This is a genomic window from Tumebacillus flagellatus, assembly GCF_000714935.1.
In the GTDB taxonomy this organism is placed as follows: domain Bacteria; phylum Bacillota; class Bacilli; order Tumebacillales; family Tumebacillaceae; genus Tumebacillus; species Tumebacillus flagellatus.
Genome location: NZ_JMIR01000007.1, coordinates 83,652 through 97,669, shown reverse-complemented (window position 1 = coordinate 97,669; position 14,018 = coordinate 83,652). Strand labels below are relative to the sequence as shown.

At 58.2% G+C, this 14,018-nt stretch carries 11 protein-coding genes and 1 riboswitch; of the genes, 8 read left to right on the top strand and 3 right to left on the bottom strand.

Translation table 11 applies throughout. The features are described from left to right. The first annotated feature begins 124 nt into the window (after positions 1-124). Together EL26_RS23550 and EL26_RS23545 are read left to right on the top strand one after the other, a co-directional pair. The gene (locus EL26_RS23550; protein WP_052036094.1) at positions 125-1,492 is read left to right on the top strand and encodes a lamin tail domain-containing protein; all 1,368 of its coding nucleotides are present in this window, start codon (positions 125-127) and stop codon (positions 1,490-1,492) included. 290 nt (positions 1,493-1,782) lie between these two features. Then, positions 1,783-2,970 (top strand): FtsW/RodA/SpoVE family cell cycle protein, encoded by a 1,188-nt coding sequence (locus EL26_RS23545; RefSeq protein WP_052036093.1) that lies wholly within the window; start codon positions 1,783-1,785, stop codon positions 2,968-2,970. Positions 2,971-3,021: 51 nt separating this feature from the next. Here EL26_RS23545 and EL26_RS06935 read toward each other — a convergent pair whose 3' ends face one another. Then, positions 3,022-4,125: a M24 family metallopeptidase gene (locus EL26_RS06935; protein ID WP_052036092.1), complete on the bottom strand. Its 1,104-nt coding sequence runs from the start codon at positions 4,123-4,125 to the stop codon at positions 3,022-3,024. 119 nt (positions 4,126-4,244) lie between these two features. Between EL26_RS06935 and EL26_RS06930 the strand changes: the two genes are divergently transcribed. Together EL26_RS06930 and EL26_RS06925 are read left to right on the top strand one after the other, a co-directional pair. After that, positions 4,245-5,234, top strand: coding sequence for a metallophosphoesterase family protein (locus tag EL26_RS06930; protein WP_038086020.1), 990 nt, complete (start codon positions 4,245-4,247; stop codon positions 5,232-5,234). A gap of 161 nt (positions 5,235-5,395) precedes the next feature. Continuing rightward, the gene (locus EL26_RS06925; RefSeq protein WP_081857040.1) at positions 5,396-6,463 is read left to right on the top strand and encodes a cation diffusion facilitator family transporter; all 1,068 of its coding nucleotides are present in this window, start codon (positions 5,396-5,398) and stop codon (positions 6,461-6,463) included. An 89-nt stretch (positions 6,464-6,552) separates the two neighbouring features. On the opposite strand, the gene EL26_RS06920 is transcribed toward EL26_RS06925, so the two are convergent. Then, on the bottom strand, positions 6,553-7,521 hold the full coding sequence (locus EL26_RS06920; RefSeq protein ID WP_238546073.1) for a DMT family transporter: 969 nt from the start codon (positions 7,519-7,521) through the stop codon (positions 6,553-6,555). Between the two features lie 147 nt (positions 7,522-7,668). Then, positions 7,669-7,837, bottom strand: a riboswitch (FMN riboswitch). Positions 7,838-7,892: 55 nt separating this feature from the next. Beyond that, entirely contained in the window at positions 7,893-9,659 is a 1,767-nt protein-coding gene (locus EL26_RS06915) for an ABC transporter substrate-binding protein (RefSeq protein ID WP_038086017.1), read from the bottom strand. Positions 9,660-9,782: 123 nt separating this feature from the next. Here EL26_RS06915 and EL26_RS06910 point away from each other — a divergent pair, with 123 nt between their 5' ends. From EL26_RS06910 to EL26_RS06895, 4 genes are all read left to right on the top strand, one after another. Continuing rightward, positions 9,783-11,021: an amidase gene (locus EL26_RS06910; RefSeq protein ID WP_038086014.1), complete on the top strand. Its 1,239-nt coding sequence runs from the start codon at positions 9,783-9,785 to the stop codon at positions 11,019-11,021. Positions 11,022-11,113: 92 nt separating this feature from the next. Continuing rightward, on the top strand, positions 11,114-11,551 hold the full coding sequence (locus EL26_RS06905) for a nuclear transport factor 2 family protein (RefSeq protein ID WP_038086010.1): 438 nt from the start codon (positions 11,114-11,116) through the stop codon (positions 11,549-11,551). A 302-nt stretch (positions 11,552-11,853) separates the two neighbouring features. After that, positions 11,854-12,855 carry an FUSC family protein gene (locus EL26_RS06900; RefSeq protein ID WP_161780677.1) on the top strand — a complete coding sequence of 334 codons (1,002 nt, stop codon included), beginning with the start codon at positions 11,854-11,856 and terminating at the stop codon, positions 12,853-12,855. Between the two features lie 199 nt (positions 12,856-13,054). Then, complete coding sequence (locus tag EL26_RS06895) at positions 13,055-13,930, top strand: DNA/RNA non-specific endonuclease (RefSeq protein WP_202962847.1); 876 nt, start codon at positions 13,055-13,057, stop codon at positions 13,928-13,930. Positions 13,931-14,018 lie beyond the last annotated feature (88 nt).

Sequence of the window (14,018 nt, the reverse complement as noted above, 5' to 3'; positions counted from 1 at the left end):
GGATTTGCGGAAATGGAATTCAATTACATATGCATTCTTTACAAATAATTGTTGAAATTATCACAAATATCATTTATACTGAATTCGAAGACAGGACAACCTTCCAAGGGGGATTCACGGAACCATGAAAAAACGCACAGTTATCGGATTGACCAGTTTGGCAATGGTCGGCGCACTCGTTGCACCGGCAGTTTATCATGTTCAACCGGCTTCCGCAGCGATTGCTGCCGGCTCGGTCGTTGTCAACGAAATCATGTACAACTACGCATCCGGTACGACGCAAGAATGGGTTGAGCTTTACAACAAAACTTCTTCTGCTATCGACTTGTCCGGCTACAAACTGACCGATAACGGCGTTGGCGCTACTTCGCTGACCGAAGGCGTGTACACGTTCCCGTCCGGCACGACGATTCCGGCAGGCGGTTACATCACCATCGGCAACTCGCTTTCCAGCGCAACGTACAAATGGTCCGGAAACTTCGCACTGGGCAACTCCGGCGACGGCGTCGCACTGTTCTCCGACAGCAACGGCGACAACCTCGCGCAATCGGGTGAAGTGATCGACTCTGTAGAATTCACCTCTTCCTGGGGCGGCAACGGCACCGGCTACTCGCTGGAACGCAAAGACCCGGCAGGTTCTTCCTCGTCCTCGACGAACTGGGGCTCTTCCACCGTTTCCGGCGGCACGATGGGCAAAGTCAACTCCATCAACACCGGCACGGGCGGCGGCGGCGGCGGCGGTGACACCGGTGGCGGCGGTACGGTTTCCGGCACGAAAGTCCTCTGGGACCAAGGCCACGGTCAAACCGCTGGCAACGCGGACTGGACGATCGGCGGCGCGAACTCTTCCTTCGCAGACGCACTGCGCGCGAAAGGCTACACCGTAAGCTCCACCACCTCGACGATCTCGTCTACCGTGCTTTCCGGCTACAAAGTCCTCGTTCTGCCGGAGCCGAACATCAACTACACCTCCGCAGAGAAGACCGCGATCAACACGTTTATCCAAAACGGCGGCGGCGTCTACTTCATCGCCGACCATATCGTTTCCGACCGCAACAACGACGGTTGGGACTCCGTGCAAATCTATGACGGCTCCCAAACCGAAGCATATCCGGCAACCGGTTCCTGGGTTGGCGCTACGTTCGGCTTCTACTTCAACCGCAACAACGTTTCCCAAGACCCGATCACGGACATCCGTGCAAATTCCGTAACCGCAGGCGTTTCCTCCGTCGGCGCTTGGAACGGTTCCACGATCCACTTGACCGGCGCAAATTCCACGATCGTCAACGACGTGTTCCTGACCGGCCAAGCAGACGCGTTCCACATCCACGGCAAGTACGGTTCCGGCCGTTTCGCGGCACTGGGCGACTCCTCGCTGTACGATGACGGCACCGGCGCTTCCGGCAAGAACTTGTACGACGGGTGGAACGCGGACAATGACAAAGTCCTCGCAGTCAACACCATTGACTACCTCGCGGGCGTCATCAACTAATTCCAACGCAACCCCCGAAGAACCTGACCGTCATCCGGCGGCAGGTTCTTTTTTATCGATTCTCTATCATCAGTCATCGGATACACGACCGCCAAGAAGAAACCCTCGCTCCGCGCATCTGCGTGGGCAAGGGCTTTTTTTCTACCCTTCTGACACAAGATTTTCGTAAAGATTCCGATTGAATAATCCTTTCAGTGGGTGTAAGATGACGAAAGTAGAGAGGGGTTTGGGACAAAGTCCTGACTCGCAAGCACCCGTACTCAATCTTGATTTGAACCGAAGGAGTCTCTATGTACCCGACAAACTTCACCCGTCGCTGGAAACACGTTGATTACGCGCTGATCGCGGTCGTGCTGATGATCTGCAGCGTTTCGCTCTATACGATCAGCAGCGCGACCCACGCGTTTGAACCCGGTCATTCGATGACGTTCGTGTACAAACAATTGGGCGCCATCGTCGTCGGACTGCTGGCGATGATCGGGATCGCCCGCTTGAACTTACGCTCCCTGTTGGCAAACATCGAGTGGGCGTACTGGTTCAACATCGTGCTGTTGATCGCCGTTTTTTTCACGCCTGAAGTCAACGGAGCGCACGCTTGGATTGCGCTTCCCGGCGGTTTTGCCATCGAGCCTTCCGAGTATTTCAAGATCATCTTCGTCCTGATGATCGTCAAGTTCCTCACCCCGGAAGAAATGATCGACCTGGAGCGGCTCAGCGCACAAAAGCGCTACGCTCGCTTGGCCGCCTACGGTGCAATCGGTCTGTTCTTGATCCTGATCGAGCCGGAACTCGGTCAGACGATGATGATCCTCTCCGCCGTCGGATCGGTGCTGTTCGTGCACCTGCCGCGCAAGGCGTTCCTGTACCTGTTCGGCACGCTGTTGGGGTTTTGCATCGTGTTCTATTCCGCCGCGTTCCTGCTGCCCGACCAGACGCTGCACGCGCTGGACACGTTGAAACAAAAAGGAGTGCTCAAAGAGCACCAATACGGCCGCTTCGAAACGTTCATCCACCCGGAAGACAGTCTCGCCGGAGACGGTTTTCAAGTCTACCAAGCCAAAGTCGCGATCGGCTCGGGCCAATTGATCGGCAAAGGGCTGTTCCACGGCTCGCAAACGCAAGGCGACTGGGTGCCGGAGCAACAGACCGACTTCATCTATTCGGTCATCGGCGAAGAGACCGGATTTGTCGGCTCGTCGCTGGTTGTCACGCTTTATTTGTTGCTTGCCTACCGCATCGTCTCGGTCGGATTACACGCAACCAGCCGGTCCGGCATGTATCTCTGCACGATGATCGCCGGGATGTTCACCTGTCAGGTGTTTGAAAACATCGGCATGTCGTTGCAGCTCGTGCCGATGACGGGCGTGACGCTGCCGTTCATCTCCTACGGCGGGTCGTCGCTGTTGACCAACTTCATCCTGATCGGACTTGTCTTGAACATTCGAGGACAGCGTGCCGGCTTGTCGTTTTCCTCCTAAGAAAAAACCCCCTGCGCACCGCACATGACATGGTGCAGGCAGGGGGATTTTTTATTCTGCGGGCAGGATTTGCAGTTCTTTCGGGTAGGAGGTCAGGACCTCCACGCCGTCTGCGGTGACGAGCACGTCGTCTTCGATGCGGACGCCGCCCAATCCCGGCACGTAGATGCCCGGCTCAATCGTGAAGACCATGCCCGTGACGAGTTGGGCTTCGTTGTTGCCGTGCATCGACGGGAATTCATGAATTTCGATGCCGAGGCCGTGGCCGACGCGGTGCGTGAAATACTCGCCGTAGCCGAAGCCCTCGATGGTTTGACGAGCCGCTGCGTCGACCACTTTCGCCGGAAGACCCGCCTTGGTCGCCGCGATCCCCGCGAGGTTCGCCGCCAGCACCGCTTCGTAGATCAGCACTTGCTCGTCGCTCGGCTCGCCGACCACGACCGTGCGGGTGATGTCGGAGCAATAGCCTTCATAGACCGCGCCGAGGTCGAGCAGCACGAAATCGCCCGCTTGGATCTTGCGGTTGCCCGGCGTCCCGTGCGGCAGGGCGCTGCGATCCCCCGCGAGCACGATGGTGGAAAACGACGGACCCGATGCGCCGAGCGACTTCATCGTCGATTCGATCACGGCGACGATTTCCGCTTCCGTTTTGCCAACGGCGATGGCGCGGACGGCCGCTTCCACGGAACGGTCGGCGATCTCGGCTGCTTTTTTCATGATCGCGACTTCGGCTTCGTCTTTCTGCAGACGCATGCCGAGCAGCAGGTCTTCCGCCGCGACGGACGGATTCGTGCCGAAGACGGTCTGCAGTTGCTCATAGCGAGCGACGGTGAGGTGCTGCTTCTCGACGGCAAGTTGCCCGAACGGGCCGTCGCCGACGACTTCGCGGACTTTCGCCATCGGGTCGTCTGTATCGGAGACGGTGACGATGTGCGGGAAGCCGGACTTCTCCGCTTCCTCCTTCTCCAGCGTCGGCACGAACAGCGCCGCGCCGCCGTCTGCGGTCAAGCACAGCGCCATGAAGCGCTCGTGCGGGTGGCAGTCAAATCCGGTCAAATAAAACACGTTCGGCGGCGAAGTGACCAACACCACTTCGACCGATCGTTCCTTCATCCACTCCCGAATGCGGGAGATGCGCACGTCGTAAATTGACATCTCGATGCCTCCATTTTCCCTGTGTGTTCTGTGTCTACGTTAAGTTTCCATATGCAGCGTGGATTTCCTCCCGTCGGGGCAAACTAGGACGACCGAAACAGACAGAGGAGGGCTTTTGTGTGAAGAAACGTCTCTTCCCGCTCACGTTCGCGATCGTGATCAGCCTGCTGTTCTGCTTGGCTCTGTCCCCGGCGCACTCGTCGGAACGCGAGGACACCCCCGCGGAAAAACCGCTGCCCACCTTTGGAGTGATGTCGGACGTGCATGTGGTGTCGCGGTGGGAGCCGCCGCACGTGGACGGCGCGTTGAAGTTCGCTCATGCGCTGCGGGATTTGCGTCACTTTCACCCCGATTTCGAGGTGGTCAACGGCGACTTGACGACGACCGGAAGTCCGCAGGCGATGTCGCTCGCCCGCCAGATCGCCGACGACCACGCCGGAACTCCCGTGTACGTGACGATGGGCAACCACGAATACTATCAAACGTGGATCGACCCGAAGTGGAGCGACGAGTCGGCCAAGGACGCGTTCCGGCGCACGTTCGACCTGCCCGGCCTCTATTATGAGAAATGGGTGCGCGGGGTGCATCTGATCTTTTTATCCCCCGAACAGTACAGCGTCAAACAAAAACAGATCGGCGAAGCGGCTTGGCTGTCGGACGCCCAACTGGCTTGGTTTAAAAAAACGCTGCGTTCCGCACCCGATGCGCCGACGTTTGTTTTTTTGCATCAGCCGCTCGACGGGACGGTGGGCAAGACCGATCTCGGCGTGAGCGCGGTGCAGACCCGGGAGCTGCTGCGGATCGCGTCGCTGCATCCGCGCCTCGTGTGGTTTTCCGGTCATTCGCATGTCAGCGCGCGGGAAAAAACGGAACACATCGTCAAAAACGGCGTGCACTTCTTCGGATTGGGTTCGGTGTATGAGCCGGTGGCACTCTCGACGAAGCCCGCGCCCGGTGCGCAAAAGCGCGGGGACGGGGTGTACATGGTTGCGCACGGCGAGTGGAGCGAGTCGCGGTTCGTAGAGGTGTATCGCGACCGCATTGTAGTGAAGACGCGGTTGCATCAGGACGGAACATGGGCGGAGCACGTGGAGATTCCGCTGCGGTGACCGTCTGAATGGACAGGGCTGCCTGGAGGTCGCGGGGCGGCCCTGTTTAGTTCGTAATTCTTCGCAACACCCGTTGTTGACAGTACCCTCTCCTCGGGCATACAGTAAGCTTAGATACATGAATAGATGCTCATATATTGGTAGATCGAGGAGGACTGCTGATGTCCCGTACGCATAAACCGGGTGCTCATGATCACGATCACCCTCATCACGACGGTCACCATCATAAAGATGATCACGGTCATGAACATGATCGCATTCATAAACACGGTCACGGTCATGATCACGACCACTCCGACGTGTTCCACACGCACGCCCCGATTGGCAAGATGAAGACCGCGTTCTTTCTGACGCTGATCATCCTCGTCGTGGAGATCGTCGGCGCGGTGATTTCGCACAGCTTGGCGTTGCTCTCCGATGCCGGTCACGTCCTGACCGACATCGCGGCGATCGGCTTGTCGTGGTACGCCATGCAACAAGCGCAAAAGCCCGCCAATGAAAAAATGACGTTCGGCTACCACCGCGCCGGAATTCTCGCCGCGTTCGTCAACGCCTCCACCCTGCTCGTCATCGCCGTGATCATTCTCTGGCAAGCGTACGCCCGCTTCCAAAACCCCGAGCCGGTCGGCAGCACGTGGATGTTCATCTCCGCCTCTGTCGGTTTGGTCCTGAACTTGTACCTCGGCTTCGGCCTCAGCAAGGAAGACAACATCAACGTCCGCAGCGCCGTGCTCCACATCCTCGGCGACGCGGCCGCTTCGGCGGGCGTCATCCTCGGCGGTTTGATCATCCTCTTCACCGGCTGGTACGTCGTCGACCCGATCCTCAGCGTCCTGATCGCCGTCCTGATCGCGTTTGGCGCTTGGAAGATCGTCAAGCAGACCGTCGGCATCTTGATGGAAGGCACTCCGCACGGCATCTCGCTGAACCAAATCGCCGAGATCATCCGCTCTGTCGAAGGCGTGCATGACGTCCACGACCTCCACGTCTGGAGCATCACCAGCGGCAAAAACGCCCTCTCCTGCCACGTCGTGCTCGACGGCGCGATGACGATCGAAGAGAGCCAGTCCATCTTGCGCGAGATCGAGCACCACCTGTCGCACCAGAAGATCGGGCATGTCACGATCCAGACGGAAGACGGGGCACATCCGCATGGAAATTCCCTGCTCTGCTCCGACACAGAGCACGATCACCATCACGGTGATCACCACCATCATCACGACCACTAAGAAAAAAGCCCTCGTCGTCGCATGACCCGTGACGCGCGAGGGCTTTTTTTCAAGCATAAAAAAAGAAACCGCCCGACGGCGGTTCCTTATTAGACACGACGATCTTGCAGGCGGGCGATCTGGAACACGACGACCCAGATCACCGCGAAGCCGATAAACTGCCCGAGCGTGAAGCCTTGCTTGAGGAAGACCCAGTTCAGCGTGAGGCCCGCGGCGGGAAACGCGAGTTCCGCCAGCGTCGCGTAGGACGCCGGAGTTTTGGAGAGCCCGCGGTAGTACATCAACAGCGAGAACAGGCCCGGAAGCAGCGCTTGCAGGAGGATCAAGCCGAACACCCACAGCGTGCCGAAATTGCTCCACATGTTGATGTGGTTGACGCCCTCGGTGCCGTTGATCCCCACCAGCAGCGCCATCAGCGGAAGCGCAAACAGGAAGCGGGCGGCGGTGACCGATTCAAAGCTCATCTTGTTCAGCAAGAGGCGGCCCATGACGGTCGATCCGCCCCAGAGCACGGCGGCCCCGATGGCGAACAGGGAAGCGAGCGTTTCGTTGGCGCCTTGGTTGCCGTTGGGAACCGCAAAGCCAAACGTCAGCAAGTACGTCCCCGCCAGCGCGATCAGCAGATACACGCCGAAGCCGCGGGTCAGACGTTCGCCCAGCACGACGCGGGCGAGCAGGAAGACGAACACCGGTTGCAATTTCTGCAGCAAGAGCACGACGCTGGCGTTGCCTAGCCCGAACGCCGCCGTGAACAGCACGGTCGCCAGCGCCGAGCCGCCCCATGAGATAAACAGAATCGCGCCCCACTCTTTGAGCGAGAGGCCGCGCAGTTGTCGACGGTTGATCCACATCACCGGGATCGCGTAGACCGCGAGCAGCAGATGCTCCAAGAGCACGATCTGCGTGGCGGTCAAGAAGTCGAGAAGCGGTTGGCGAAGCACGGAGTCCGTGCCCCACAGCGCCGCCCCCAGCGCGATCAGCCACACGCCGTTCCAGCCGGTGAGAACTCCCGTCCCGCTCATGCGAGACGGACTTGCATTGGTTGTTGCCTTGCTCAATTCAAAAACCCCCTTGGGAAATTTTCGAACTGACAAACACCCTCTGCCACAAAAAGCCCCTCTCGCCGCAAGGGCGCAGAGGGGCTTTCATGGATAGCAAAAGAAGCCAATCGACACGGCGCTTTTGCGCGCGTGACAAGAGACTCATTTACCCTTCTTCCATCCGGACTGTACCGTCGGCCTTGGAGTTGCACCAAGTCAGTCCCTCTGCACGCACAACGAAAAAACAAACTTGTGCAAAGGGAGTCGCGGGCTGAGACCCCATCGGGGGGTCATCACCGCCGGTCGGGAATTTCACCCTGCCCCGAAGGTATTTATTCAATTCAAAATCATCGTACCGCGATTGAGAAAGCGTGTCAATGCAAGCGCCATTACCTTTCACGAAACCACAGGCTTCGCAAGTCGATCAAGCCCGTTCCGGCGGCGGTGATGCCTTGGACGTGCGGTTGGTAGGCAGCGGTGTAGCGTTCATGGTAGAGGATTTTCAGGTGGGCTTCCGTCTGGAGGCGTTGGTCGAGAGCGGTGAGGAGGGCGGCTCTCGTCTGCGGGTCGGGCTGTCGGCGGGCTTCGTCGAGAGCGTCGGCGATCCACGGGAGCGGGGGTTGCGGGAGGACGCTGCGGTCTCCGAGCAGGGCGCGGTAGAAGCAGTATTCGACGTGCTCGTCGATCATGTCGGCTTTGAGAATCATGTCCGCGCCGTCGAGTCGGCCCGGTTCCAAAAACTCGCGCCCGCCGACGAATTCCAGTTCCACCGGAATGCCGGCACGCTCGCACCGCGCTTGAATCCAGCGGGCATCCGCTCGGTTTTCGGCGCGGCGGAAAGTGAGCAGGCGCAGGGGGCGATTGGGCGGTTCGCCTTGGACTGGCTCGACCTTGGAGGGAACGCTCACGGTTGTCATGCCTTGGTTTTCCTCGCCTTGCTCGACTCCTTCGCTAGGATTTGAGCACCTCCACAGCCCGTACCGCGCCTTCTCCCTCGACCCGCCGAGCTCCGCGACCATTTCCTCTACATCGAGCGCGGCACAAACCGCGCGGCGGAGCGGTTCATTTTTTATCCGAAGCGTGAGATACTGCACCATCGCTTTCTCCAACGGCTTCTCCCGCCAGCCTTGGAGTTCTGCGGTCTCTTCCTCCGTGCGGTAAATGCTCACGTCAAGCTGCGACCAGTCCACGAATTTCACCTGTTCCGGCGGGACGATCCACGTTTCGTACGCGTCGAGAAACGGCCGCCCGAGAAAGTATCCCTCATGCGCCTCCAGCACAAACTGCCGCTCGTCGCTTTTTTTCATGAAAAAAGGCCCCGTGCCCACCGGAACTTCCGCGAACTCCCTCGGCACAATCGAAGCCGCCGGCGCCGCCAGCATCGGCAAAAACAACGCATCCGCCGTCCGCAACTCTGCCTCCACCACATATCGTCCGCGAGCGCGCACAACGAACAACTCACCGAACACACGCCCGTACAGCGATTCCGCTCCCCGCAACCGCTCCAGCGAAAACACCACATCGTCCGCCGTCATCTCCCGCCCGTGATGAAACGTCACGCCCTTGCGCAGGTACAGCGTCCAAACGCGCCCTTCCTCCCGCGACTCCCAGCCGTGCACGAGATGCGGCACGATCCGCCCGTCTCCCTCCCTTCGCACCAACGTGTCAAAAATCTGCGTGACCATGTTGGTTTCCTTCGCGTAATACACGCGCACCGGATCGAGCGCCCCGTACCCCGCGTACAGAAACGTCCGCAACACATCGCGCGGACGCTCCGCTTCGCTCAACCGCTCCTGCCGAAACCCGAGCTGCCGCGACAACGCCGCCACCACTTCCCGCTGTCTCGCCGGGCCGAGTTCCGCCGCCCGCTCAAACGCCTCTGCCGCATCGCCTCGCCCCGCCGCCGACAGCGCGAGGTTAAGCAACAACTGCTCCGACGTCTGCCAAAACGTCAAACTCGACACGTTCCCGCGCCCGCGTCCCGCCATCCAAGTAACCCACCCGGCGTCGCTCATCTGCCGAAGCACCAGCCTCGCGTTCTGCCGCGTGCAGTCAAGCACCCCGGCGATCTCGTCCAGCGTGAGACTCGCCGCTTCTCCTTCGCGCAACCACGGCCACGCTTTTCGCAAGTTCAGATAGTGTTCTGCCGCTTTCATCTCTCCACCTCATCCCGCCTGCTTATGAAAAAGGGCAAATTGCCGCTGTGAAAGTTTTGCTTTTTCTGTACCTTTTTCCAATCTATCATAAAGACAATTCCCCTGAAACGGAGGCACTGCGAGATGAAAACCAAGCTAGAAGGAATCTTTCGCCGAATCGAGGAGACGGAAGCGGACGTCAAAGCCCTGCTGCCGGAAGAAAACCGCCGCGAGCGGTTGTTGCGCGACGCTGAAGCGTTGGAACAGCGGTGGCCGAATCCGGCCGAGCGCCCGGCGTTGTACGGGCTGACGGTGGGGGTCAAGGATCTTTTTCGCGTCGACGGGTTTCCGACGCAAGCGGGTTCGGCGTTGCCTGCGGAACTTTTTGCAGGGCCGGAAGCGTCGGTGGTGACGGCGTTGCGCGAAGCCGGGGCGTTGATCGTGGGCAAGACGGCCTGCGACGAATTCGCCTACGCCGAACCGCCCGCCACGCGCAACCCGCACAACTTGGCGCACACGCCGGGCGGCTCGTCCGGAGGATCGGCGGCGGGCGTGGCGACAGGAATTTTTGAATTGGGGCTGGGAACGCAGACGACGCGCTCGATCACGGCGCCCGCTTCGTTTTGCGGCGTGGTCGGGTTGAAGCCGAGCTTTGGAAGATTGCCGTTCGACGGCTGCGTGTTGATGTCGCCGACGCTCGATACCGTCGGTTTTTTGACGCGGGATGTGCAGACGATGGAGCTCGCTGCGTCCGTGCTGACGGCAGATTGGCAACCCGTCGCCGCACCTGTAAAAAAACCAACCTGCGCCATCCCCACCGGCAAGTACATGGAATGGATGTGGGACGAAACGAGGGAGACGTTCTACACGCAAATCGAGCAATTGCGCGCCGCCGGGTATGAAGCGCGCGAGGTGGAGATGCCGTGGGTGGATGATTTGGAAGGGCTGTATCCGTTGATCATCGGGTTGTTGCAAGCAGAGATGGCGGACGTGCATCGGGATTGGGTGGCGGAGTATGCACACCTCTACCGCCCCGGCACCCTGCAGGCGATCCAAGAAGCAGCCCCGAAATTCACAGCGGAACAGCGCGTGGAGGCCAAAGCGCTGATGGCTCGTCTGCGAGCAACCCTCACAGATTTCATGAACGCCGAGCAGATCGACCTCTTCGTCTCCCCCTCCCAGCCGATCACCGCTCCCGAAGGCGACCGTCCGACCGGCTACGGCGGACAGACCATCCCTTGGTGCGCCGCCGGCATGCCGACGATCTCGCTGCCGGGCGCGATGATGAACGGACTCCCGCTGGGCTTCCAATGCATCGCTCGGTTTGGCGCAGACGAAACCCTGCTCGCGTACGCAAAAGAAATCGCCGAAGTGCTCGCCTGAACCAAATCACCCGTTGATATTGTTAAAATCGCATTGACAGAATTTTTTCGAAACGCTACTCTAACGGTACTTGGAATAAAGGAGATGTTGGCATGACCATTCGTTTCAACACTGTGCAAGATGTCCTCGAAAACTACAAATCTTCCGTTGCGGAGAACGATGTGGAGAAGTACACCGCGGCGTACGCTTCCGACATCCATCTCTACGATTGCTGGGACGACTGGGAATGTGTCGGCATCTCCAAATGGACGGACATCGTGAAGGCTTGGTTCAACGGCACCAAGGAAGAGGGCGTTTTGCTCAAAACGGAATTCAACGATGTCGTCGTCGAAGAGAGCGAAACCGTCGGCTTCGTCCGTTGCAACATCACCTTCGCCGCGTACAACGACGCCGGAGAGAAACTGCGCCAGATCACCAACCGCTTCACGTTCGGTCTGCGCAAGGAAGACGACTCTTGGAAGATCGCTCACCAGCATTCTTCGCTTCCGGTCAACGGACAAACCGGCAAGGGCGTCTTCCAACGAAACTAATCCCTCCACCAAAACTGAACTTCAAAAGACCGCTTGCGCCCTGTGCCGCCAGAGGTCTTTTTTGATTTTTCCGCTTCCTCACTCCCGCGCCAGATCTACCTTCGTCGATGTCGTCAGGCGGGTGAGATGCGCGGCCATGTAAGAGAGGCTGTACTCCATGTCGGTGCTCAACCACCACTTGATCACGCCCAGATGCGCAGGCGATGGCGCAAGGCACGCACGCCTTGCGGTTGTTTCCGTTTTTTCCCGTGCAGGAAGGGTATTCTAAGCGGGGAGAAATGGAGTGGAAGGGGTGCACGCCCTTGAAAAACAAGTTAAAAACGTTCCTGTCACAAAACAGCATCGTGTGTAAAAACGCGCTGGGATGTGCGCTCTCTTGGGAAATCGGTTCGCTGGTCGGTTCCAAACATCCCTATCTGGCACCGCTTGCCGTCATCCTCTGCTTGCAAATAACCGTCGTAAAAACACTTCGGCACGCCCTGCAACGAATTCTGGGATCGGTGATCGGTGTTCTCCTCACCGCCTATGTGGCGCAGTTGTTTGGGATGCACGGGTGGAGCATCGGTCTCATGATTCTCATCGGCACCGGCGTGGCCAAAGCGCTGAAACTTGGCAATCAAGTGATTCATCAAGTGGCGTTAACCACGGTGTTGGTCCTTACCTTCGAAAATAAATCCCCTCAATATGCGTTTGACCGCATCTGGGAATCGGTGATCGGAGCTGCCGTTGCCGTGTTGTTGAACTTGCTGGTCCTGCCGCCGAATTTGACGGAACAGGCGACGACCGCGCTGGTCGAGATGAAGAGTCGGTTGAGCGATGCGTTCTACCAAGCCGCCTCTTGGTTGGAAAAAGGGCTTCCTGCTCCTGCCGCCGAACAGATCAAATCGGAAAGTCAGAAGCTGCTTGATACGTTGCACCGCACGGAAAAGCAGCATGACACCGCCGCCAAGAGCCTGAAATACAACCCGCTCTCGAAGAAATCCCAAGCGGACGTGCAACAGAGCAAGCAAGATCTGGAACTGCTTCAACAAGGCGTTGTTCACTACAGCACGATGACGCACACCCTCCTCGATTGGGCGTCATCCGGGTTGATGACACGTCAAGATCAACGCCTGTGGGCGGAGCAGTTCCATCGGTTTGCCGAGGTGTTTTCACCGGGAGAAGCAGGAAAAGCGGGAGCGGAGGGAGTACCGAGGATAGACGCCTCCTTGCCCGCTCTTGCGCCCGAAGCGGAGCCCTACAAGTATTCGATGGTGTTGCAACAGGACGCCGCGCAGTTTCTGCGAAAATTGCATAAATCATGACTGCAAAAAAACCACAGGCGCGCACCTGTGGTTTTTTTCATGCGACTTCTTCGAATCCTGCTGAATGCCTTTTCTCACAGAAAGCGAAAAAACCACAGAAAATAAATAAAATATTGACCATTTTATGACGAATCTATCTTTCAATCCGAAGTATTTATAGTTACAATAGGTTTGCAGGATAAATTGGGAGGTCATGAACATGAACAAACTTTTTGATGGCAAAAAAGCAAACATGAAAAAGAAAGTTGCATTCCTTACCGGCGTTACCATGGCTGCAGGTTTGTTTGCTGCTTTTGCAAGCACATCTGCATTTGCAGCCGACAACGACAACATGTTGTTGGGCAACCCGAGCGGTGCAACCACCAGCACCTCCAACTCCAACAACTATCTGATGACGAAGACACAGTACGCTCTTTCCTACAACAACTCCAAGCACGAAGCGAACTGGGTCAGCTGGCATGTAGGTGCTTCCGACCTTGGCAGCACGGCACGTCAAGATGACTTCCGCGCGGATACGACTTTGCCGTCCGGCTGGTATCAAGTGGGTGCCAGTGAATATTCCGGGTCCGGCTTTGACAGAGGGCACATGTGTCCGTCTGCAGACCGCACCTCTTCTGTTGCGAACAACTCCGCAACGTTCTTGATGACCAACATGATCCCGCAATCTCCGAATAACAACGAGATCACGTGGGCGAACTTGGAAAACTATGGCCGCACTCTCGTGAATGCCGGCAACGAATTGTACATCATCGCCGGCGGCTACGGCCAAGGCGGCACCGGTTCCAACGGGTATGCAACCACGGTAGGGAACGGCGTTGTCGTCCCGGCTTACACTTGGAAGATCATGGTCGTCCTGCCGAACGGCACGAACGATCTCAGCCGAATCTCCACCGTCACCCGCGTCATCGCGGTGATGATGCCGAACAACCAGACTGTAAACAGCCAACCGTGGGGCTACTACCGCACCACGGTTGACAGCATCGAGGCCAAGACCGGTTACGATTTCCTGTCTGCGGTGCCGACCACCATTCAAAGTGCAATCGAATCCAAAGTGGACACCGGCCCGACGAGCTGAGGCTGATGACCTGAAGATACCCTTCACATTTGTGAAGGGTATTTTTCTTGTCTAGGTCTTGGGCTCTTTCCTCCGACATTTTGCGTGC